Below are 20,830 nucleotides of genomic sequence, written 5' to 3'. Positions count from 1 at the left end.
GTTCGTTGATGAATTCGCACGCGAGTTGTTGTCCCTGAGCGCGGCGCGACGACGAGCGTGGCAGGTCCCACGGGAGGAGGAGCAACGTGTTCAGGGGCGAAAAGGTGCCGCGAAGTCATCAACGAACTTCTAACTCAGGACTACTAGCCGAGAGCCTGCCATGACGCTGAGTAACCAAACCCTGGCCATTGTCCTTTTGTGCACCCTAGGTGTGATGTCCCCTCGCTGGTTGAAGGCGGCGACGGACTCAGCAGAGGCGGCAAGCGCCGAGACGCGTGCTGCGCCGGTGGCCGGCGCTGAGGTTCGCAGAGCCAAAGCCCCTGGCCAGCGCGAGGATCAGGTGCAGACTCCGGCGGTGGAGTCGGGGCTGACCACGGTAAAGGGCTCACCGCCCCCAGCTACGGCGCCACCGTCGGCGCGCTCTCGCGTGCGCTTTCTCAACAGCGGCGAGGTACTGCCGAGCAACTTGCCGTTCTCCGAAGCGGTGGAAGTTGGTGGCACCATCTACCTGTCCGGGCAGATAGGTGTCATTCCCGGCAGCCTTGAGTTGATCGAGGGGGGCATCACCGAGCAGGCACAGCGCACGCTCGACAACATCGATCTCATCCTCAAGGCCCACGGCTACGCGCGCGCGGACGTGGTCAAGTGCCTGGTGATGCTGGCGGATATCGATGAATGGGGTGCATTCAACTCCGTCTACACGCAATTCTTCGAGCCCCCGTACCCGGCGCGCAGTGCCCTGGCGGCAAGCGGCCTCGCCCTTGGCGCGCGTGTGGAGGTGGAGTGCATCGCTGCTCGTTAGGCGGCTCTAGCGAGTCGCGCAGGCGCGACCGAACGGCAGTTGGCGTGTAAATCCGTCGCGGTTGCCAAGGCCAGCCGCGGCGCCGGAACCGCTGCAATACCAAGCTTCCGAGCCGCCAAAAGCCTTGCTGCGCAGTAGAGGGCTGGAATAGCGTGCTGCGATGCGATATAGTGCCCTTATCTCGCGGCCTTCCGGTCGTCGCGAGCAGCGCGATCCCGCGCTTCGCATTACCCCCTCACCCTGACACCCTGCCTGGACCGGTGGCGCCGCTGGGCGCTTGGCAGCGCGTTGTCCGGAGAATTCCTTGCACTTTCAAGATCTCGGCCTACGAGCCGAATTGCTGCGCGCTGTAGACGCGCAGGGCTACACCACGCCTACGCCCATCCAAGAACAAGCGATCCCCGCCGTCCTGGAGGGCCACGATGTGCTCGCAGGAGCGCAGACGGGCACCGGCAAGACAGCCGCGTTCACGCTGCCGATCCTAGAATTGCTAACGTGCCAGCCCGCGCCGCGCCACAAGCGCGCCCCGCGCGTCCTCGTGCTGGCGCCGACGCGCGAGCTCGCCGCCCAGGTCGGGGAGAGCATCGACACCTACGGGGTCAACTTGCCGGTCGAGTCAACAGTGATCTTCGGCGGCGTCGGCATCAACCCGCAGATCGACCGGTTGCGTCGCGGGCTCGACGTGCTCGTCGCGACCCCTGGACGCCTGCTGGATCACGCCGGTCAGGGCACAGTGGACCTCAAGCACGTGGAGATTCTCGTTCTCGACGAGGCTGATCGGATGCTGGATATGGGCTTTATCCACGACATCCGGCGCGTCTTGCGCCTGCTGCCCAAGCAGCGTCAGAACCTCTTGTTCTCGGCCACCTATTCAGACGATATTCGACGCCTCGCCGACAGCCTCCTGCGCGACCCCGTGCATGTGGAAGTCGCTCGGCGCAATACGGCCGCAGAGACTGTCGAGCAACGTATCTATCAGGTGGAGAAACGTGACAAGCGCGACTTGCTCATTCACCTGGTGCGGGAGGAGAACTGGTTCCAGGCCCTCGTGTTCACGCGCACGAAGCACGGCGCGAATCGCCTGGCAGAGCAACTCGGAAAGGCCGGTATCGAGGCCGCAGCGATTCACGGCAACAAGAGTCAATCGGCTCGCACCCGCGCACTGGCGGGGTTCAAGGCCAACAAGATCCGAGTGCTCGTAGCTACGGATATCGCAGCCCGTGGTATCGACATCGACGGCTTGCCTCACGTGGTGAATTTCGAACTGCCCAACGTGTCTGAGGACTACGTGCATCGGATCGGTCGCACTGGGCGCGCGGGTGCGCAAGGGGAGGCGATCTCTCTGGTCGAACCAGAGGAGCGTAAGTTGCTGCGCGATATTCAACGGTTGTTGAAGCGCAGCATCCCGGTGGCTGATCTACCAGCTTTCGAACGGTCACCCCGACCGGCCGCCGCTCCTGTTGCGGGCGAGCGCCAGAGCGGCGGAAACGGTCGCGGTCAGCGTCGCGGTGAGAGCGGTGCCCGAGGTCGCCGTCAGGATGCTCCTCGTCGACCCAAGCGCGCTGGCGGCAGCAGCAACAACAAGGGCAAGGCTGGCAGCGATGGCTCAGCGACGAGCGCGAGCGGAAATGGCGGGCACCATCCTCGGCGTCGCTCGCGTCGCCCACGCCCTGCCGGTACCAGCGGGGGCCCCCGCTAGTGGGCCGCTTGGTAAATAGGGTGACGCTCAGCGAGTAGCACGGGCGCCAGGGCAAGGCGGTCGAATGCAGCCCTAGCCGAGCTATGGCTGAATTTGACTAACGCCGCGATGGCGCCCGTGCTATTTGCCCTTCGGGTCTGCCCAGGGGCAGCGTCCGCGGCGTTGCATCGCTTGCCAATGGCGATGCCATTGGCTGCGCGACGCGCCTTGCTGACGCTGCCCCTACGCAGACTGAGCGTTTCCTTATTTACCAAGCGGCCCACTAGGGCTTTACCTGCGTGCGCTGGCGGGCGCATGCTGTGGGCGTAGCGAGCCCCCACGGGTGGCTCGCCCGATGCCCGAGGACCCGCATGCCCGAGCTCAAGCCGCCGCCCGCGCCCATGACGCGGCTCGACGTCTTCGTAGATGCTGCCTTCGCCTTCGCGATCACTATGCTGGTGATTTCCGTCGATGCCGTTCCCGAGTCCTACGACGAGCTGATCAGCGCCCTGAAGGGCACTCCCGCGTTTCTCGCTAGCTTCGCCGGCATCATGTCGTTCTGGATCGGCCAAAAGAGCTGGTCGAAGCGCTACGGAGATGAGGACGACCCAGTGTGCGTCATCCTCAGCCTCATCCTCGTCTTCCTCGTCATGGTGTTCGTCTACCCACTGAAGGTGGTCACCTCGGCGATGTTCGCCTGGATGTCCGGTGGATGGTTGCCCGCTAACTTCGAGCTCGACGAGCCCTTCCAGCTGCTCGGCATCTTCGAGATCTACGGCATCGGCTTCTTTGCGCTGGCAGGGACACTCGCCGCCCTCTATTGGCGATCCACTCAGCGAGCTGACGCGTTAGGTTTGAGTCCCTACTACCGCGAAATGGCTCGGATGGAAGCGGGCGTCTGGTTAGCGATGGCCCTAACCGGTGTTGCCTCAGCTCTGTGGGCGGCGTTGCTCCCGCCGAACTGGGCGATCTGGGCCGGCTTCGTTTACCTCAGCTTGTTCATCAGTACCTTCGCCGTAGGCCGTTGGCTAGGTCCGGCGTCGCAGGAGACGGCTCCATGAAGAGCGATATGCGCTCGTTCTATCCCGAGATCGACCCCTACGCAGTGCACGCCCTAGAGGTAGGCGAGGGCCACACCCTGCACGTCGAAGAGGTGGGGAACCCGAACGGCCTGGCGGTGGTGTTCCTGCACGGTGGACCAGGTTCAGGGTGCGGTCCCGCCCACCGGCGCTACTTCGATCCCAAGCGCTACCGCGCTGTGTTGTTCGATCAGCGCGGCGCTGGACGCTCGCGCCCGAGCGGTGAGTTGCGCGCCAACACCACGGCCCATTTGATCGAAGACTTGGAGCGAATCCGTGCCCAGCTACAGATCGAGCGTTGGCTGGTGTTCGGTGGCTCTTGGGGTGCCACTCTCGCCTTACTCTACGCGCAGGCCTACCCGCAACGCGCCGCCGGCCTGGTGCTTCGTGGTAGCTTCCTGGCCCGTCGAGAGGATCTCGAGTGGTTCGTCTCTCCCCTTGGCGTGAGGCGTGTTTTCCCAGACCGCTGGCCCGACTTCGCCAGCACCGTGCCAGCGGGTGAGGGCGATGTCATCTCTCGTGCCGCCGAGGTGATTCGCCACGGCACAGACGCGGAGCGGGCCGCCGTGGCCCTGGGATGGGAGGCCTATACGAGTGCAGTGGTTACGCAGTCGCTACCCAACGCATCAGTTGAGCGAAGCCCTGCCTCACCTGATAGCGAGGATCAGGCGCGGGAGGTGGCGGCGGCCAGCATCGAGCTAGCCTATGCGGCGAGTGCCTTCTTCATCGAAGAGAATCAGATTCTCGCCCGGATGGGGCGAATCGCCCACCTTCCCGCCACCATCATCCACGGGCGCCGCGATCTGACCTGCACCGCGGACAGCGCGTTCGCCCTAGCAGCCGCGATGCCGGAGGCGGCTCTGGAGATCGTGCGCGACGCCGGCCACCTCGGCATCGAGGAGGGCATCATCGATGCGCTCGTACGCGCCGCAGATGCAATGGCTGACCGGCTTGCGCCGCCGTGATGCGACCTTTGAGCGACGTTGTGTCTCCCTTCTCGAAGGCACGTTGTCAGGTAGCAGCTGCGTTCCCTTCAAAGGACGGCTTCATGCTCGGTCCCGCGCTCGCGTTCCGTCGCCTGAAATCCGGTCCCGGGAGTTGCCCGGCGCGCAAAGCGCTGCTGGCGGGTGCGCTCGGGTGGATGCTCATGTGTGCCGCGCCGGGTGCTTCGGCGGTGCTGCCGGCACCGGGCGATGGGCACTCGGTGCTCGATCACCATGAAGAGCTACAGGAACTGACCGGCGAAAGGGGGCCGGCACGGGAGCATGATGGCAGTGGACTGCCGCTCGCTCCAGCGCGCCAGGTCAGCGTGGACACGCAGACGGCGACTTGGCTATCGCTCGACCTCTCGCCCGATGGGCAGACAATCATCTTTGAGCTCCTGGGCGACATCTACACGCTGCCGGTCGCGGGCGGCGACGCCACGGCACTGCTGAGCGGTATGGCCTTCGAGAGCCAACCGACGTATTCGCCGAACGGCGCTCAGATCGCTTTCATCTCCGATCGAGATGGCGCGGAGAACGTGTGGATCGCCAACGCCGACGGCAGCAATCCGGCAAAGCTCTCGGACGAGGCGCAAGGCCTGTTTACCTCGCCCGCCTGGTCGGCGGACGGCCAGTACGTCTTGGTGTCGAAGAGCAGCTGGAGCCTGCGCACCTATGAGCTATGGATGTACCACCGGGACGGCGGTAGCGGGATCCAACTGACGCAGGCTAAGGCGACACCGACAACGCCCCAGGATGAGCGAGTAAATGCGCTAGGGGTTCAGGCCTCTGTGGACGGTCGCTACCTCTACTACGCACGCAAGCAGGGAGGGTTTGAGTACAACATGACCCTGCCCCAATGGAGTATCTGGCGCCGTGGCCTCGATGACGACACGGACCAGGTGATTGTGACGGCGCAGGGATCCGCGATGCGCCCCGTCCTGTCCCACGATGGCAGTACGCTGGTATACGCGACGCGCCACGACTCGCAGACAGCGCTGCGCCTGCTCGATCTCACCACAGGCGAGGATCGCTGGTTGCTCTATCCTGTGACACGAGATGATCAGGAGTCACGTTTCACGCGAGACCTGATGCCAGCGGCGACCTTTACTGCCGACGATAGCGCGCTCATCACCACCCTCGACGGCAAGATCCAGCGCGTGGTGCTCGCCACCGGTCAGACCGAGGTGATTCCCTTCCGGGTCAGGGCAGCCCTCGACATCGGGCCTGACCTCGATCTGGATGCGCAGGTGGAGACCGGACCTATCCGCGTGCGCCTGATCCAGTCTCCCGCCATTGCACCGAGCGGTGATCAGGTCGTGTTCTCGGCGCTTGGCGAACTCTATGTGCACGCCCTCTCCCAGGACGGTGGCACCCGTCAGCTGGAAGCGGCAGGTGACCGCGCGTTCATGCCGGCCTGGGCGCCGGACGGGCGCAGCATCACCTATGTCTCCTGGGGGCCGGATGGGGGCCACCTTTGGCGCCTCGGGACTAGTCGCAACGCACGACCCGCTCAGCTAACGCAAAGCAAGGCCTACTATGCAGATCCGGCGGTTTCGCCGGACGGCAAGTACGTGATCGCCCTGCGGGCAACGGCGCGTAGCTATCTGCAGAGGACCTTCGATTTCGGATCGGCGCCGGGTATGGACCTCGTAAGGGTTCCCCTGGAGGGCGGTGATGTGCAGCTCATCGCTCGCGCCGCAGGTTTCTCCGCACCCCAGTTCGCTGGGGATGGCAGCCGTGTCTACGTGTATACCCCGGATGGTCTGCTCTCGATGCGTCTAGACGGCAGTGATCGTCGCACGCACCTGCAGGTCAAGGGCTCCGGGCTCTACTACGCCGAGGAGCCGGTGGCGGCAGATGATGTTCGCATCAATCCCAACGGTGACCGGGCCCTGGCATACGTTGGTAATCAGCTGCACCTGGTGGCGGTGCCGCGGGTTAGTCGAAGCGGCATCACCGTGAACGTAGACTCGCCGAATGTTCCTCATAGGCAGCTGACTGACTCGGGGGCCGATTACTTCGCTTGGTCGGCGGATGGGGAGAGCGTGTACTGGGCAATAGGGGCGACCCTCTACCGCCAGGCGGTGGCCTCGATCCAGTTTCCTTTGGCCGCAGGAGCGAACGAGCTGGCTGGCGACGGCGAGGAGGTGGATGTCGCGGCTGACGAGACAGGCAACGAAGAGACGCAAGCCCCCTGGAATCCGCAGCTCAAGGAGGATGCCGACGCGGTCGAGCGGTTCGCCATCGATGTCCAGGTGCCCCGCGACGTGCCCGCTGGCACCCTAGTCTTACGCGGCGCCAAGGTCATCACGATGCGAGGCGAGGAAGTGCTCGAAGATGCGGACGTCGTGGTGACCAACAATCGCATTCGGCAGATAGGTCCCAGCGGCACGCTGGAGGTGACCGCCGACGCGCGGATCGTGGACGTCACCGGCAAGGTCATCACACCCGGATTCGTCGACACGCACGCGCACTGGTTCGAGATCCGTCGCGGAGTCATCGATCCCAACCACTGGGGATTCCTCGCCAATGTGGCCTACGGTGTGACCGCAGGGCTGGATGTGCAAACGGCCACCAATGACATGTTCGCTTACCAGGATATGATCGATGCCGGCCGCATGATCGGCCTGCGCGCCTTCTCCACCGGGCCTGGCGTGTTTTCGGACAACGCTTTCACATCGGCCGATCACGCCTTCGGCGTGCTAAAGCGCTATCGCGATCACTACCGCACGCGCAACATCAAGGCGTACATAGCGGGTAACCGCCAACAGCGCCAGTTCCTGATGCAGGCGGCCGCGGAGCTAGGCATGTTGCCGACGACCGAGGGTGCACTGGATCTGAAGCTGGATCTCACCCACGCCATCGACGGCTATTGGGGATCTGAACACGCCCTCGCGGTCACCCCAATCTACGATGACGTCGTACAGCTCATCGCGGGCACGGGCATCGGCTACACGCCCACCTTGCTCGTGGCCTACGGAGGACCGTGGGCCGAGAACTACTTCTACACGCGCGAGAGCCCTTACGACGATGCTAAGGTGCGGCGCTTCATGCCCCACGACGTGCTGGCGCAGAAGTCTCTGCGTCGCCGCTGGTTTGCAGATCAAGAGCATGTGTTCCCGCGTCTTGCGGCCGATGCGGCCAAGATCCTCCGTGCCGGCGGCAAGGTGGGTGTGGGTAGCCACGGTCAGTTCCAGGGTCTCGGCTACCACTGGGAGCTGTGGGCGATGGCGAGTGGGGGGTTGACGCCGATGGAGGCCCTTCGGGTCGCGACCCTAGGAGGCGCGGAGGTGATCGGCTACGAGGCGGCCATCGGCTCCCTCGAGCCTGGCAAGTATGCCGACCTCAATGTGTTCGACCGCGACCCATCCAAGGACATTCGCAACACGGCCAGCCTAAGCCTGGTAATGGTGAACGGCCGTCTCTACGATGCGGGTACGTTGATGCAGCTGGCCCCGAACGAGGTGGAGGCCCCCGTGCTGTGGTTCGCCGATGAGGATCCGCCGAACCGACTGCATTGAGCGATGAGCAGGCTTACGAGAAGCGCCCGTAACCGTGGTCTCGGCGGCGGCGCATCCTGGGCAGCCACAGGCCCATGAGCACGCCGATCAGTAGCACGCCGGCACCCGCGAGGAACCACTGGCGCATCGTGCCTTCCTTCAGAGCTACATTCTGCGCCCTAAGGGCATCTAGGCGGCCTTCCAGCGCGGTGACCTGCTGCGCAAGCTCGCCGTTGCGCGCGTCGATGTTGACCGTGTCAGCCGCTACTCGCTGTAAATCAGTGAAGCGCTGCTGCAGGTCAGCCTTGTCCTGTTCGAGGGCACTGATGCGTTCGCGCGCATCCTCGTACGCCGCCAGCACGACGCGGCGTTGAGCGCCAATAGAGGTCTCACCGGCCGAGGAAGGCGCTACGGTCATGGCCAGCTGGCCCAGCTGCTCGCGGGCGCCAGCCTCTGGTATCAGGTAGCGGGTCAGCACCCAACCCTCGGTGCCGCCGCGCGTGCGCACGCGCGAGTAACCGCTCGCTGCGTCTTGCTCAAGGACCTCGAGCTCGGTACCGCTCGGCATCATCCGGCGAATCTCATTCCCGGTGCTTGGGCCGGAGCGTAGGGTGATCTCGAAGCGGTCGGTCACCCACGCCGGGGCAGCGACGCAGCTTAGGGCCGGTGTGACGAGCAGCAAGCAGAGAAGGAGGCGTCGGGCGGGCATGGCAAACAGGGGGCTGGGACGAGCGATCCATGCTCGCAGGATAAGATGGGTAACGGCTAAGGTTGCGCAGGGTGTCATGCGCACTCTGGCGGTGGGAACGTCGTTAGCGAGCGACATCTTCCCGGTGCAGCGCGCGCCTAACGCCTTCGATGGCACGGGGACTGATCGCACAGGAGCGAGAGAATATCATGGAGTTGGCACAAATCACGTATGAAGACTTCGCCAAGGTGGAGATGCGCGTAGGGCGCATCATCGCCGTGGAGCCGTTTCCCCGGGCGAGGAAACCGGCCTGGCGCCTGACGATCGACTTCGGTGAGTTCGGCACCCGTCGCTCAAGCGCGCAGATCACCAACTACACCGAACCCCAACTCCTGCAGCGCTTAGTGGTGGCAGTGGCGAACTTCCCGCCGCGGAACATCGCCGGATTTCACTCGCAGGTGTTGGTGCTCGGCGCCGCGGACACCGAGGGCAACATCAAGCTACTGAGCCCGGACGCCGGGGTGACCCCCGGGGCGCTCATCCACTAGCGGGCATCCCAGCCACCGCGCTTGCTCGTTGGTGGGGTGGGCGCTCCTTGGCGCTACTTGGCGGGCGCCAATTGTCGCGAGTTGCGCATGTTGCGGAATACGAGGGGCTTTTCCTGCACGGCACCGGCCTCGGCCCGCGCTTCGATCGCGTTAACTTCCTGCAGCAGAGCAGACTTGTGGGGCGAGAGTCCGCACACGGGATCGGCGTTCCGGGCATCGCCCGTGAGCATGAAGGCCTGACAGCGACAACCGCCGAAGTCCTTTTCCTTCTCCGGGCAGGTGCGGCACGGTTCCGCCATCCAATCAAAGCCGCGGAAGGCATTGAAGGCGTTCGAGGTGCACCAGGCGTCGTAGACGCTCGCCTCTTTTAAGTTTGGAAACTCCAGGCCTGGCAGCTGGCCGGCGGCATGGCAGGGCATCGCGCGGCCGTCGGGCACAACGGTCAGGAACACCGAGCCCCAGCCGTTCATGCACGCCTTGGGACGATCCTCGAAGTAGTCGGGGACCACGTAGATAATCTTCATCTTGCCCGCCATCTTCGCCTGGTACTGATGGGCGATCGCCTCGGCTCGCTTGAGCTGCGCGCGGGTGGGCAAGAGATGATCTGCGTTGACCTTGGACCAGCCGTAGTACTGGGTGCTCGCCAGCTCCACGAAATCCGCCTCTAGGTCGATGGTCATGTCGAGGATGGCTTCGATCTGGTCGATGTTCTGCCGATGAATGACGATGTTCAGCACCATGGGGTAGCCGTTGTCTTTCACCGCGCGGGCCATGTCGAGCTTGTGCTGGAAGCTGTTGGTGCCGCCGAGGTAGTTGTTGAGGGTCTCGTCGCTGGCCTGGAAGCTGATCTGGATGTGATCGAGGCCCGCCTTGCGGAAGGCAGCGACGCGCTGCTCGTTCATACCGACGCCGCTAGTGATCAAGTTAGAGTAGAAGCCGAGTTCGCGGCCGTAGGCGATGAGCTCCTCCAGGTCCTTACGCACGAGGGGTTCGCCGCCGGAGAAACCCAGTTGGACCGCGCCCATGGCGCGCGCATCGCGCAGTACCTGCTTCCACTGGTCGGTGGTCATCTCCTCGCGGTACTTCGCCATGTCCACAGGGTTGGAGCAATAGGGACACTGCAAAGGGCAACGGTAGGTCAGTTCGGCCAGCAGCCAGTGCGGACGTGTGATGCCATCGGGGAGGTCGACCGGCGCGGGCGCATTGCTCTGGAGCACGATGCGTCGTGCTGCGGCGGCGTTGGCGCCGGAGGAAGGTGTCAGCCAGCGCGATGCGCGGGCGTGGGCCAGGAAGGCCAATACATCATCGTCGAGGTCGGCACCGTTGAAGAGCGCCTTGAGCTCGCCGATCAGCTCATCAACTGTCCGACTGCCGTCGCAACGGCGTAGGATTTCGATGGCGCTCGGCGCCAGTTTCACCATGCCTTCGGGATACAGCAACACGGGGGCGCCCTGCACCGGTTCGAACTGCAAGCGGTAGATGGAGGAGATCTCGTAGCGATCCTCGCGGCTCACCGGCATCGACGCTTGCGCGCCGACTTGGGCTGCTGGTGCGTTCATCATCAGTCCTCGCAGCAGTAGAAGGGCGGTTTCTTCTCGATGTATGCCATCCACATGGCGTCGAGCATCGACCAGAGGATGTCGAGCTTGAACTGCAGGATGTTGAGGGCGTATTCCTGCTCATAGCGTGTCTTGAAGGTGTCGAGCGTGACCGTGAGGCCATGCTGAACGTCGCGACGTGCCTCCGAGAGGCGCTTGCGAAAATAGGCGTAGCCGCTCGCATCGATCCACGGGTAGTGATCGGGCCAGTTGTCCAGCCGCTTCTGGTGGATCTTCGGAGCAAATAGCTCCGTTAGGGATGAGGCGGCGGCTTCCTGCCAGCGCGCACTCCGGGCGAAGTTGTAGTAGGCGTCGATGGCGAAGCGCACGCCGGGCAGCACGTGGCGGTGGTCTTCGAGCTCTTCACGCTCGAGGCCAACAGCGGCGCCAAGGGCGAGCCACGCTTCCAAGCCACCCTCGTCACCGTCGCTGCCGTCGTGATCGAGGATTCGTTGGATCCACAGGCGACGGGTCTCGCGATCGGCACAGTTGGCCATGATCGCGGCATCTTTCACGGGAATCGTGGTCTGGTAATAGTAGCGGTTGGCAGTCCAGCCGCGGATCGCCTCGGCGTCGAGCTCGCCGCTGTTCATCCGCACCTGGAAGGGGTGGTGGATGTGGTAGAAGCGCTCCTTCTCCTGCAGCTTGGCTTGAAACTCCTCACGGGAGTAGGGCGCTTCGTCGGTAACACGACGCGGCAGCAACGCTTCAATCATCGGGCTGTTCTCGGAAAAAGCAGCGACCGAGGGGAAGGTGGGGGGTCGCGTTTGCGCAGGTCGGGGAATCGCCGATGTCCGGCGATTCCCCCAACCGCTAAGGCTTAGCGGTTGTTGATGTACATCGTCACTTCGAAGCCAAAGCGGATGTCGCTGTACTCAGGGGTTTCCCACTTCATGGTGTCTCTCCAAACGGTTAAGTTTCCAATGCTCCACCGGCACTTGCCGGAAGCGGTACGAGTGAGGTTGCCCTCGCTCTGTGCAGATCAGGTTGCAATCACCGGGCCAGTTTTGAAGCGAGTCCAGAGACCGTATAAGCCATTGATTTAACTGATCGGATCGCGCTGCGATGCAACACGGCAGCGCTTGCTTGGTTCATATGAACCAGTGGCTCTGGTTGAGAGCACCCGATTGCAGGAGAGGCTGGCGCAACGCTCGGTGTAGGCCGTACTCTCCCCGCCTTTCCCACTCGAACACGAGGAGCCTTGGCTATGCAGATACGCGTGCTCGGATCGGCAGCCGGTGGCGGCTATCCCCAATGGAATTGCAACCACCCCAACAGCCGGCGAGCGCGAAGCGCCGATCCGGCGGCGCCCCAGCGTACCCAGTCGTCCCTGGCCGTCAGCGCTGATGGCAGCAACTGGGCCTTGTTCAACGCATCGCCCGATCTGCGCCAGCAAATCAATGACAACGACATTCTGCACCCTCGCGCGGGGCTGCGAGACAGCCCAATCCAGGCGGTTGTGCTGACCAACGCTGACGTTGACCACGTGGCGGGCCTGATCAATCTGCGCGAGTCTCAGGCGTTCAATGTCTATGCGACGCAGCGCGTGCTGGGTGTGCTCGATGCCAACCCCATATTCAACGTCTTGAATCCGGCCTTCGTCGACCGCCGGTCGATGACCCTTGGGGAGGATCTACACCTACATGGCGCGCAGGAGCTCGACCTTGGCATCACCGTGCAACCCTTCGCCGTGCCCGGCAAGGTCGCCTTGTGGCTTGAGGATGAGAGTAAGGGAGATAATTTCGGCTCCGTCGATGAGGACACCATCGGCCTCGAGGTCAAGCGTGCCAGTGGCGAGACCGCCTTCTTCTACCTGCCCGCCTGCGCGCGCATGACTGAGGCACTCGCCGCTCGGCTGCAGGGCGCGCCCCTAGTCCTCTTCGACGGCACCCTGTGGGTGGACGATGAGATGGTGCGTGACGGCGTGGGCGTGAAGACGGGCAAGCGCATGGGCCACATGAGCTTATCCGGCCAAGACGGTTCCATCGAAGCCTTCAAGCACATCGATGTGCAACGCAAGGTGTTCATTCATATCAATACGACGAACCCGGTGCTCGCCGCGGATACGGCAGAGCGTGCCGAAGCCGAGGCCGCGGGCTGGGAAGTCTCCTACGACGGCATGGCGATCTCCCTCTAGGAGAGGCACTGCACAGTCCGCCCTCCCGCGGCGCGTTTGCGCAATGCGCAATGGGCGCTGCTGACCGGTCCTCGGTCAGCGGCATCCGTCGGTCGGTGATAGGCCGGGCGGATAATTTCGTGAGAATTCCGTGACGAACCTGTGATTACTCCCCGCGACCATACGGGCCATCCTGATCGCAACGAACGTATGCGCTCGGGCCAACCCGATCTAGTTCGCAGAATTTCTTAGGGGAATCGAACACATGCATAAGAATCTCATCGCCGTCGGTACGCTCGCCCTGAGCGCTGCCGCCACCAGCATCGCCCACGCCGACAGCTTCGAAGTGTCCATCACCAACATCTCCCGCGGGGTACAGTTCACGCCGATTCTGGTCGTCGCGCACTCCGCCGACATCGCGCTGTGGGAGTTCGGTGCCCCAGCGTCGGACGAGCTGGCGTTTCTGGCGGAAGACGGCGACACCACGCCGCTGCAAACCCTGCTCGCCACCGTGCCTGATCTCGTGAGCGACTTCGGGGCGACGGAAGGCCTGACCGACCCCGGTTCCTCGGCGTCGGTCATCGTCGAAGGCGGTGAGGGCTTCGATCGCATCAGCCTGGCGGCGATGCTGCTGCCCACCAACGACAGCTTCGTCGGTGCGGACAGCCTGCGCGTCCCCCGCCGCGTCGGCGGCACGCGAACCTACTTCGCCATTGGACTCGATGCCGGCAGTGAGCTGAACGACGAGGTATGCGAGAACATCCCCGGTCCCACCTGCGGTGGTGCCGGCGCCAGCCCCAACGAGGGCGGTGAGGGCTACGTGCACGTGAGCGGCGGTATCGCCGGCATCGCTGATGTCACCCCGTCGGTGTACGACTGGCGCAACCCCGTGGCGCGCGTCACGATCACACGCCTCGACTAAGCTAAGCGATCTGATCGCTAACGGCTGAGGTTGCTCGGCCGTTCGCCTGCGGCTCGTCCCACCTCGCTCGGGATGAGCCGCCTCTTTTGTCGGCGTTTTGCGACGCCGTAGTCGCCGCTCCCCGTGACCCTGCATCGGCGCTGACCTAAAATCCGTGAACGCCCGCAAGACACGGGAGTGCTAGCGCTCATGATCCGATCGGTCACCCCCGCCGACGCCGCGCCCATCGCGCACATCTACAACCACTACGTCGCCCACACCACCCACACCTTTGAGGAGGCCGCGGTCAGTCCACCGCAGATGCATAAGCGCATCCGTCAGGTCACTGAGGCGCGGTTGCCATGGCTGGTCGCTGAAGCCGAGGACGGCGAGGTCACCGGCTACGCCTACGCCACCCGTTGGAAAGACCGGGCCGCCTATCGCTACGCGGCGGAGATCTCTGTGTACCTGTCCCCTTCGTGTGTTGGCCAGGGTCTGGGCACCACCCTGTATGGGCAGTTGTTCCCACTTTCGGCCGCCCGTGGCCTGCGCACACTGATCGCTGGCATCACCCTGCCGAACCCGGTCAGCGTGGCCTTGCACGAGAAGTTCACCATGACGCAGTGCGCTCGACTCCCCAAGGTGGGCTTCAAGTTCGAGCAGTGGCTCGATGTAGGCTACTGGATCGTCGACCTCCACGAGCATCCACCGACCTGAGGGCGGGTGTCAGGCGCGCGCCGCCGCGGTAGACTGCAGGGCATGGAGCGGAGTGGTCCGCTTCTGGCGTTTGATCATCGAGGACTAGCCTGTGTCGCATTCCACCAAGCCGCTGGAGCAACTCGTTGAGCACGCGGGATCTTTCGCGCAGCTCATGCTCAGCACCTTTGGCGAGTTCTACCCCTTCGCCTGTGCCTTGGACGCGGAGGGTGAGCTGAGCACGCTCGACGGGGACGATGACGATCAAAATCCGGTCTCGCAGAATCTGATCGAGCAGCTGCGCGAGGAGGTACGCCTGCGGGTGCCGCGCGCCGAAGTGGTGGCAACCGCCGTGGCCTACGATGCCCGCGTCCAGATACGTGATCGAGACATCGACAGCGATGCGGTGGTCATCGAGGTGGATCAGGTGGCGGAAGACCCGTCCATTGTCTTTATGCTCTACAGCCGCGAGGGCGGCACGATCGAGTACGGCGACGTGCTCGTGCAGCCGGGCACGGGGGAGCAGTACGGCGCTCGCTAGCGCGGGCCACTCTGGCTAGCGATTGCGTTGGCTCCTACGCGGGCGCAACCGAAGGTGTGGCCAGGGCAACGGTAGGGACCTTCACCGCACTTATCGCAGGCTCAGGATGATGGATGTTGAAACACCGCGCCCACCCCTCCCTCCCTTTTCCCGAGAAGACGCCCTGATCAAGGTGCGCAAGGCCGAGGATGCGTGGAACACCCGCAAACCTGACCAGGTAGTACTCGCCTATACGCTCGATACGCGCTGGCGTAATCGCGCTGAGTTTCCATGCGGTCGCGACGAAGTCCACGCCTTTCTCACGCGCAAGTGGCAGCGTGAGCTCGACTACCGACTGATCAAGGAGCTTTGGGCTCACGAGGGCAATCGGATCGCGGTGCGCTTTGCTTACGAGTGGCGTGATGATGCCAGTAACTGGTTCCGCTCCTACGGTAACGAGAACTGGGAGTTCGCGGGCAATGGCTTGATGTGCTACCGCCATGCGAGCATCAACGATCTGCCCATTCGCGAGGAGGATCGTCAGTATCATTGGCCCCAAGGTCGGCGACCGGACGATCATCCGACCCTATCCGAGCTTGGCTTGTAGGGCCAAGCGGGGTGGGGGTATGCGCGTGAATGGGCCCTGCGCCCTCCCGCGAGGGGCGCTGTTTTCAACTGAGCGCCTGCGTCTGCGTCCCCTGGATGAACGCGACGCAGGGTTTTTGGTAGAGCTGCTCAACGATCCCCAGTTCATTGCGCTGATCGGTGATCGCGAGGTGCGTACGCATGACCACGCGCTCGCATTTCTCGAGTACAGCATTCGCGATAGTTACCGCAGCCACGGCTTTGGTCCCTACCTTATCGAATGCTATGGCGAGCAGCCCGAAGGGGCGTCCGCGGGATTGTGTGGGCTGTATCGACGCGACTACCTCACCTGCCCAGACCTAGGCTACGCGCTACTGCCGGCGTTCCGCGGCAAAGGCATCGCTCGCGAGGCCGCCGAGGCTACCCTGCGTTTCGGTCGCGACGCCTTCGGCTTACACGCCGTGGTTGGGATTACGGCGCCGGGGAACCATGCCTCTGCGCGGGTCTTGGAGCACTGCGCGATGCACTGCGCCGGACACCTGCGAACGCGCGTGGGTGAGTTGGTCAGTGAGTTCTTCATCCCAAGCGACGCTGCCCAACCGGCGAGCGCATTTTTCCGCGCTGACCGCGCGACGCTAGTCGCACCCCCGGCGCCCGCGGCGAGCCATCCCGCGACCCAAGGAGAGCACCGATGACGGACCGTCACATACGCCTTTACCATTCGCCTCAGTCACGCTCTAGGGGAGTGCTCGCACTGCTCGAAGAGCTTGGTGCCGACTATTCCCTCGAGATCCTCGATCAGCGTAAGGACCAGCAGCGCTGCGCCGATTATCTGGCGCTGAACCCGATGGGTAAGGTGCCCGCCATCGTGCACAACGCCATCCTTGTGACCGAGCAAGTAGCGGTGTACATCTACCTAGCAGATCTCTACGCAGATCGTGGATTGGCGCCGTCATTGGACGATCCCCTGCGCGGCCCTTATCTGCGCTGGATGGCCTTCTACGGTAGCTGCTTCGAGCCCGCTATTATCGATCGCGCGCAACAGCGGGAGCCGGGGCCCCAGGCCATGTCCCCGTACGGCACCTTCGAGGCCGTGATCGATGCGCTCGCCGGCCAGCTGGGTGACCAGCCCTACTTGCTGGGCGAGTCGTTCACCGCCCTGGACGTGCTGTGGGGAACTTCCCTCGGTTGGACCCTGAGCTTTGGGCTGCTGCCTGAGACCGACGCCTTCAAGGCCTACGCCGAGCGCGTGGGTGCGCGTGAGGCAGTGGCGCGGGCATCCGCGATCGATGAGAAGCATCTGGGCAGCGGCTAAGCGTTTATATGACACCGTCGGCGCGCAAGCGCGCGATTCGCGCCGAGTCGTAGCCGGGCAGAGCGCCCAGGATCTCCTCCGTGTGCTCGCCGAGCGTCGGGCCCGGCCAGTCCGTGCGGCCGGGCGTTTCCGTCAGGCGCGGCACCATCGCTGGGATGTGTAGTGGCTCGCCCTCCACCTCGACCTCTTCGAACAGCTCCCGCGCTTGATACTGCGGGTCTTCGAACATCTGGGCGACGTTGTAGATCGGGCCCGCCGCCACCGCGGCGCGCTCGAGCAGGGCGAGGGCATCGGCGCCACTGAGCGTGTTGGCCCATTGCGCGATGGCGCCGTCGATGCGCGTCTGCGCCTCGACGCGGCCCGCATTGTTGGCCAGCGCAGGCTCGTCGGCGAGGTCCTGGCGACCGATCGCTCCCATTAGGCGAAGGTACATCGAATCGGTGTTGGCGCCGATGACGATCAAGGTGCCGTCGGCGCAGCGGTAGGTGTTGGAGGGCACGATACCGGTGATCGTGGAGCCGGAGGGCTCGCGGATCACTCCCGCACCTGAGTATTCCGGCACTACCCCCTCCATCATGTTGAACACCGATTCGAAGATGGACACATCCACGACTTGCCCCGCTTGAGCGCGGCCCTTCAAGCGGTGGATGTAGGCGAGCAGGATGCCGAAGGCGGCGTGCATGCCCGCTAACGTATCGCCGATGCTCAAGTTCGCACGGACGGGGATCCCATCTGGGAAGCCATTGACGTAGCGTAAACCGCCGAATCCCTCGCAGACCGAAGCGAAGCCGGGCTTGTGCGCGTATGGGCCGGTTTGGCCGTATCCCGAGACCCGCGTGTAGATGAGCGCCGGGTTGGCGTTGCGCACCACGTCCGGGCCTAGGTTCCATTTCTCCATCTGACCCGGGCGGAAGTTCTCCACCAGAGCATCTGCATCGCGCAGCAGCGCGAGTGCGATCGCCTGACCTTCTTCGCGCTTGAGGTTCACGGTGACGGATTTCTTGTTGCGCGCGTGGCTCCACCACCAGAGCGATGTGCCGTTGCGGGTGATGCGCCAACTTCGAATCGGGTCACCGCTGCCCGGCGGTTCGATCTTGATGACCTCGGCGCCGAAGTAGGCGAGCAGGGTGGAGGCGAAGGGGCCAGCGAGGATCTGTCCCATCTCCACCACGCGCATACCGTCGAGCGGGCGTGGGTCAGCGTGTTCGCTCATGGCAGGGCGGGCACGGGGAACAGATCGGGACGGAGGAAGATCGTCGTACGCTTGGCTAGGCGCGGTAGCTTAGGATCGAAAGCCTCGCGCGAATGCAGCAGGCGGGCGTTGTCCCAGAGCATGAGGTCGCCTAGGCGCCAGCGATGGGTGTGACGAAACTCAGGTTGCATCAGGTGGGCGGAGAGCTTGCTCACCAGCGCTTCGCTGGTGTCCTCGTCGTGGCCGTCGATCGCGTAGGTCTGAGTGGGATCGAAGTAGAGGTTGGGCTGGCCGTCGACTGGGTGGTACAGCACCGTGGGATGGCGCGCATCGGGTGTGCGGTCGCGAATCGAGCGCACCGCCGGCGCGTCGGTGATGTCCGTGTCGTACATCTGGTAGGCGAACAAGCCGTGGCGGGCGTCGATCAAGGCGCGAGTCTCGCTGTCCAACGCCTCGTAGGCGAGCACAGTGTTGATCCAGTGGGTATCGCCGCCGTTTGGTGGCACCTCCATGGCGTAGAAAGCCGCGCCGGTGGCCGGACGTTCGCGGTAGCTCTGATCCGTGTGCCAACGTAGTTCATAGCTGCCGAGGCCGCCCAGGTTCGTACCGTCTTCCAGATACAAGTTGGTGACCAGGGCGACCTGCGGATGGTAGCGGGAGTGAATGTCCTTGCGCACCACCTGTTCTAGCTCGCCGAAAGCGCTGCTCACGCGCATCAGCGTGGGCTCGTCCAGGAGCTGGTCGCGGATCAGTACCAGCGGGTGCTCAGACCAGGTGGTGGCGAGCAGCTCCAGAAGCTGATCGTCAGCGTCGCGCAGGTCGATGCCGCCCACCTCGACCCCGAAGGTCGGGCGGCCGGCGCTGTCTTTCAGGGGCCGTTTGGTAATTACGGCATCTGATGGGGCACTTGTGCGCAAGGCGAAACACCGCAGGGAACCGAGCTGGCATACTATAAACCATGTCCGGACAAATCGAGCCGAAGGGCGGTCGCCGCGCCAAGCCGCGTTACCGTCAGATCGCTGACGAGCTGATGGAGGAAATCACGGCCGGGGCCATCGCCGTTGGTGCGCTGCTCCCAGGCGAGCTAGATCTTTGTGCGCGCTACGGGGTGTCCAGGCACACGGTGCGCGAGGCCCTGCGCGTGTTGGAAGAGCGAGGCATGATCGGCCGGCGCAAGGGGGCCGGCACCACCGTGCTCTCCGATCGACCGGTCGAGGCCTTCGTGCAGTCCGTCAGCAGCGTGGCAGAGCTGTTCCAATACCCCGGCGGCACGCGCCTTCGGATCAGTGAGCAAGAGCACGAGCTGAAGGTCGATCGGGCGCTCGCGGCGCGACTCGGCGTGCCCCAGGGCTCTGCGTGGACCCGCCTATCGGGTGTCCGCCAGGTGCTCAAGACCGGTCAACGAATCTGCTGGACGGACGTCTACCTGCTGCCGGCCTACTCGGCGGTCGCTAGCTGGATCGGGGAGCCGAAGCCCGTGTATGCGCTGATCGAGGAGCAGTTCGGGGAGCGGGTGACCAACGTGGATCTAGAGATTTCCGCCGAACTACTCGAAGCGCCGATCGCCAGGGCGCTAGCGATGGAGGCAGGGACACCGGCGCTGACCGCCGTTCGTCGCTACCGAGGCAACGACGAGCGAATTTTCGAGATTTCCGTCTCCCACCATCCGGCCGACCAGTTCTCCTACCGATGGAGCCTGACCCGCGATTGGCTCGATCCAAAAGGACGCGAACGATGACCGCAAACAGAACCTGGATGTTCGCTCCAGGCAATCATCCACGTAAGGTGGAGAAGGTGTTTCAGGTGGGCGCGGATGTCGCCATCCTAGACCTAGAAGACGCCGTGGCGGCGGCGGAGAAGGCGATCACTCGCGACGCCGTGGTGGCGGCGCTGCAGGCGCCGCGCCCGTGCCGCGGCTACGTTCGTGTCAACGGCACCGACACGGCATGGTGCTTTCGCGATGTGTTTGAGACGCTCGGTGCCTGGCTCGATGGTTTCGTGTTGCCAAAGGTGGAGTCACCGGAGCAGCTGCACACGATCGACTGGCTGATGCAGTCACTCGAGCGGGAGCGCGGCCTGGACCCCGGCAGCCTCGATTTGATGCCAATCGTGGAGACCGCGCTGGGGATTACCAACCTAGAGGCCATCTGCGACTCGGGCACACGTGTGCGACGGCTCGCCTTCGGTGCCGGTGATTACCACCATGACATCGCCTGTGAGTGGACCGCGCACGAGACGGCGCTGGCCGACGCGCGCGCGCGCCTCGTTCGCGTGTCCCGTGCCGCGGGCCTAGAGCCGCCGATCGATACGGTGGTCATCCACATTAACGATGATGAGCGCCTGCGGGCATCGGCCCAGCGCGGCCGCGAGTACGGGTTTCAGGGCAAGCTGGTCATTCACCCGCGCCAGGTGGACGCGTGCAATGAGATCTTCTCGCCGAAGGAGGCCGAAGTGGCGCACGCACGGTCGGTGATCGCGGCCTTCGAGCGGGCGGAGGCGGCTGGGTCGGCGTCGATCCAGCTGGACGGCTACTTCATCGACTACCCTATCGTGGAGCGCGCGAAACGCATCGTGGCTCTGGCCGACGCCAGCGGCGCAGAGCGCTGACTGGCGGCGTTCGTTGCCC

Annotated in this window: 21 protein-coding genes; 15 read left to right on the top strand and 6 right to left on the bottom strand. The window is 64.1% G+C overall.

Going from position 1 to position 20,830, the window contains the following annotated elements:
• Positions 1-160 precede the first annotated feature (160 nt).
• The 5 genes from AAGA68_21425 (at position 161) to AAGA68_21405 (ending at position 8,066) form a co-directional block, all read left to right on the top strand.
• The gene (locus AAGA68_21425; protein MEM9387629.1) at positions 161-802 is read left to right on the top strand and encodes a Rid family detoxifying hydrolase; all 642 of its coding nucleotides are present in this window, start codon (positions 161-163) and stop codon (positions 800-802) included.
• A 304-nt stretch (positions 803-1,106) separates the two neighbouring features.
• Positions 1,107-2,501, top strand: a complete 1,395-nt coding sequence (locus AAGA68_21420) for a DEAD/DEAH box helicase (GenBank protein ID MEM9387628.1) — start codon at positions 1,107-1,109, stop codon at positions 2,499-2,501.
• 350 nt (positions 2,502-2,851) lie between these two features.
• Positions 2,852-3,541: a TMEM175 family protein gene (locus AAGA68_21415; protein ID MEM9387627.1), complete on the top strand. Its 690-nt coding sequence runs from the start codon at positions 2,852-2,854 to the stop codon at positions 3,539-3,541.
• Positions 3,538-4,524: a prolyl aminopeptidase gene (pip, locus tag AAGA68_21410; protein MEM9387626.1), complete on the top strand. Its 987-nt coding sequence runs from the start codon at positions 3,538-3,540 to the stop codon at positions 4,522-4,524. The genes AAGA68_21415 and pip overlap by 4 nt, the downstream gene beginning before the upstream one ends.
• An 83-nt stretch (positions 4,525-4,607) precedes the next feature.
• Positions 4,608-8,066: an amidohydrolase family protein gene (locus AAGA68_21405; GenBank protein ID MEM9387625.1), complete on the top strand. Its 3,459-nt coding sequence runs from the start codon at positions 4,608-4,610 to the stop codon at positions 8,064-8,066.
• Between the two features lie 13 nt (positions 8,067-8,079).
• On the opposite strand, the gene AAGA68_21400 is transcribed toward AAGA68_21405, so the two are convergent.
• Positions 8,080-8,832 carry a TIGR04211 family SH3 domain-containing protein gene (locus AAGA68_21400; protein ID MEM9387624.1) on the bottom strand — a complete coding sequence of 251 codons (753 nt, stop codon included), beginning with the start codon at positions 8,830-8,832 and terminating at the stop codon, positions 8,080-8,082.
• A 110-nt stretch (positions 8,833-8,942) separates the two neighbouring features.
• Here AAGA68_21400 and AAGA68_21395 point away from each other — a divergent pair, with 110 nt between their 5' ends.
• Positions 8,943-9,281, top strand: a complete 339-nt coding sequence (locus AAGA68_21395; GenBank protein MEM9387623.1) for a tRNA-binding protein — start codon at positions 8,943-8,945, stop codon at positions 9,279-9,281.
• A gap of 53 nt (positions 9,282-9,334) precedes the next feature.
• On the opposite strand, the gene pqqE is transcribed toward AAGA68_21395, so the two are convergent.
• The 3 genes from pqqE to pqqA form a co-directional block, all read right to left on the bottom strand.
• Positions 9,335-10,843: a pyrroloquinoline quinone biosynthesis protein PqqE gene (gene pqqE, locus AAGA68_21390; protein MEM9387622.1), complete on the bottom strand. Its 1,509-nt coding sequence runs from the start codon at positions 10,841-10,843 to the stop codon at positions 9,335-9,337.
• Positions 10,843-11,595: a pyrroloquinoline-quinone synthase PqqC gene (gene pqqC, locus AAGA68_21385; protein ID MEM9387621.1), complete on the bottom strand. Its 753-nt coding sequence runs from the start codon at positions 11,593-11,595 to the stop codon at positions 10,843-10,845. Before pqqC ends, pqqE begins: the two co-directional genes overlap by 1 nt.
• 104 nt (positions 11,596-11,699) lie before the next feature.
• A complete protein-coding gene (gene pqqA, locus AAGA68_21380) occupies positions 11,700-11,774 on the bottom strand; it encodes a pyrroloquinoline quinone precursor peptide PqqA (GenBank protein MEM9387620.1) in 75 nt (24 codons plus the stop codon).
• Between the two features lie 312 nt (positions 11,775-12,086).
• On the opposite strand from pqqA, the gene pqqB reads away from it, so the two are divergent.
• From pqqB to AAGA68_21345, 7 genes are all read left to right on the top strand, one after another.
• The gene (gene pqqB / locus AAGA68_21375; protein MEM9387619.1) at positions 12,087-13,016 is read left to right on the top strand and encodes a pyrroloquinoline quinone biosynthesis protein PqqB; all 930 of its coding nucleotides are present in this window, start codon (positions 12,087-12,089) and stop codon (positions 13,014-13,016) included.
• A 244-nt stretch (positions 13,017-13,260) separates the two neighbouring features.
• Positions 13,261-13,917 carry a spondin domain-containing protein gene (locus tag AAGA68_21370; GenBank protein ID MEM9387618.1) on the top strand — a complete coding sequence of 219 codons (657 nt, stop codon included), beginning with the start codon at positions 13,261-13,263 and terminating at the stop codon, positions 13,915-13,917.
• 189 nt (positions 13,918-14,106) lie between these two features.
• Positions 14,107-14,613, top strand: coding sequence for an N-acetyltransferase family protein (locus AAGA68_21365; GenBank protein ID MEM9387617.1), 507 nt, complete (start codon positions 14,107-14,109; stop codon positions 14,611-14,613).
• 91 nt (positions 14,614-14,704) lie between these two features.
• Positions 14,705-15,133: a hypothetical protein gene (locus tag AAGA68_21360; GenBank protein MEM9387616.1), complete on the top strand. Its 429-nt coding sequence runs from the start codon at positions 14,705-14,707 to the stop codon at positions 15,131-15,133.
• A 106-nt stretch (positions 15,134-15,239) separates the two neighbouring features.
• Positions 15,240-15,719 (top strand): nuclear transport factor 2 family protein, encoded by a 480-nt coding sequence (locus AAGA68_21355; protein ID MEM9387615.1) that lies wholly within the window; start codon positions 15,240-15,242, stop codon positions 15,717-15,719.
• Positions 15,720-15,738: 19 nt separating this feature from the next.
• Positions 15,739-16,392: a GNAT family N-acetyltransferase gene (locus AAGA68_21350; protein MEM9387614.1), complete on the top strand. Its 654-nt coding sequence runs from the start codon at positions 15,739-15,741 to the stop codon at positions 16,390-16,392.
• A complete protein-coding gene (locus AAGA68_21345; GenBank protein ID MEM9387613.1) occupies positions 16,389-17,012 on the top strand; it encodes a glutathione S-transferase family protein in 624 nt (207 codons plus the stop codon). The genes AAGA68_21350 and AAGA68_21345 overlap by 4 nt, the downstream gene beginning before the upstream one ends.
• A gap of 4 nt (positions 17,013-17,016) precedes the next feature.
• Here the strand turns inward: AAGA68_21345 and AAGA68_21340 are convergent, their stop codons facing one another.
• On the bottom strand, positions 17,017-18,225 hold the full coding sequence (locus AAGA68_21340; protein ID MEM9387612.1) for a CaiB/BaiF CoA-transferase family protein: 1,209 nt from the start codon (positions 18,223-18,225) through the stop codon (positions 17,017-17,019).
• On the bottom strand, positions 18,222-19,121 hold the full coding sequence (locus AAGA68_21335) for a TauD/TfdA family dioxygenase (GenBank protein ID MEM9387611.1): 900 nt from the start codon (positions 19,119-19,121) through the stop codon (positions 18,222-18,224). The genes AAGA68_21340 and AAGA68_21335 overlap by 4 nt, the downstream gene beginning before the upstream one ends.
• A 41-nt stretch (positions 19,122-19,162) precedes the next feature.
• Here AAGA68_21335 and AAGA68_21330 point away from each other — a divergent pair, with 41 nt between their 5' ends.
• Together AAGA68_21330 and AAGA68_21325 are read left to right on the top strand one after the other, a co-directional pair.
• Entirely contained in the window at positions 19,163-19,942 is a 780-nt protein-coding gene (locus AAGA68_21330) for a GntR family transcriptional regulator (protein ID MEM9387610.1), read from the top strand.
• A complete protein-coding gene (locus AAGA68_21325; GenBank protein ID MEM9387609.1) occupies positions 19,939-20,811 on the top strand; it encodes a CoA ester lyase in 873 nt (290 codons plus the stop codon). The genes AAGA68_21330 and AAGA68_21325 overlap by 4 nt, the downstream gene beginning before the upstream one ends.
• Positions 20,812-20,830 lie beyond the last annotated feature (19 nt).

The organism is Pseudomonadota bacterium, from assembly GCA_039193195.1.
Lineage (GTDB): Bacteria > Pseudomonadota > Gammaproteobacteria > Steroidobacterales > JBCBZW01 > JBCBZW01.
This window is presented reverse-complemented; position numbering and strand designations above follow the sequence as displayed.

Coding starts and splice junctions, on each gene's coding strand:
- AAGA68_21425 (MEM9387629.1), top strand. CDS start 161: ATGACGCTGAGTAACCAAACCCTGGCCATTGTCCTTTTGTGCACCCTA.
- AAGA68_21415 (MEM9387627.1), top strand. CDS start 2,852: ATGCCCGAGCTCAAGCCGCCGCCCGCGCCCATGACGCGGCTCGACGTC.
- pip (MEM9387626.1), top strand. CDS start 3,538: ATGAAGAGCGATATGCGCTCGTTCTATCCCGAGATCGACCCCTACGCA.
- AAGA68_21405 (MEM9387625.1), top strand. CDS start 4,608: ATGCTCGGTCCCGCGCTCGCGTTCCGTCGCCTGAAATCCGGTCCCGGG.
- AAGA68_21400 (MEM9387624.1), bottom strand. CDS start 8,832: ATGACACCCTGCGCAACCTTAGCCGTTACCCATCTTATCCTGCGAGCA.
- AAGA68_21395 (MEM9387623.1), top strand. CDS start 8,943: ATGGAGTTGGCACAAATCACGTATGAAGACTTCGCCAAGGTGGAGATG.
- pqqE (MEM9387622.1), bottom strand. CDS start 10,843: ATGATGAACGCACCAGCAGCCCAAGTCGGCGCGCAAGCGTCGATGCCG.
- pqqC (MEM9387621.1), bottom strand. CDS start 11,595: ATGATTGAAGCGTTGCTGCCGCGTCGTGTTACCGACGAAGCGCCCTAC.
- pqqB (MEM9387619.1), top strand. CDS start 12,087: ATGCAGATACGCGTGCTCGGATCGGCAGCCGGTGGCGGCTATCCCCAA.
- AAGA68_21370 (MEM9387618.1), top strand. CDS start 13,261: ATGCATAAGAATCTCATCGCCGTCGGTACGCTCGCCCTGAGCGCTGCC.
- AAGA68_21365 (MEM9387617.1), top strand. CDS start 14,107: ATGATCCGATCGGTCACCCCCGCCGACGCCGCGCCCATCGCGCACATC.
- AAGA68_21355 (MEM9387615.1), top strand. CDS start 15,240: ATGATGGATGTTGAAACACCGCGCCCACCCCTCCCTCCCTTTTCCCGA.
- AAGA68_21350 (MEM9387614.1), top strand. CDS start 15,739: ATGCGCGTGAATGGGCCCTGCGCCCTCCCGCGAGGGGCGCTGTTTTCA.
- AAGA68_21345 (MEM9387613.1), top strand. CDS start 16,389: ATGACGGACCGTCACATACGCCTTTACCATTCGCCTCAGTCACGCTCT.
- AAGA68_21340 (MEM9387612.1), bottom strand. CDS start 18,225: ATGAGCGAACACGCTGACCCACGCCCGCTCGACGGTATGCGCGTGGTG.
- AAGA68_21330 (MEM9387610.1), top strand. CDS start 19,163: ATGTCCGGACAAATCGAGCCGAAGGGCGGTCGCCGCGCCAAGCCGCGT.
- AAGA68_21325 (MEM9387609.1), top strand. CDS start 19,939: ATGACCGCAAACAGAACCTGGATGTTCGCTCCAGGCAATCATCCACGT.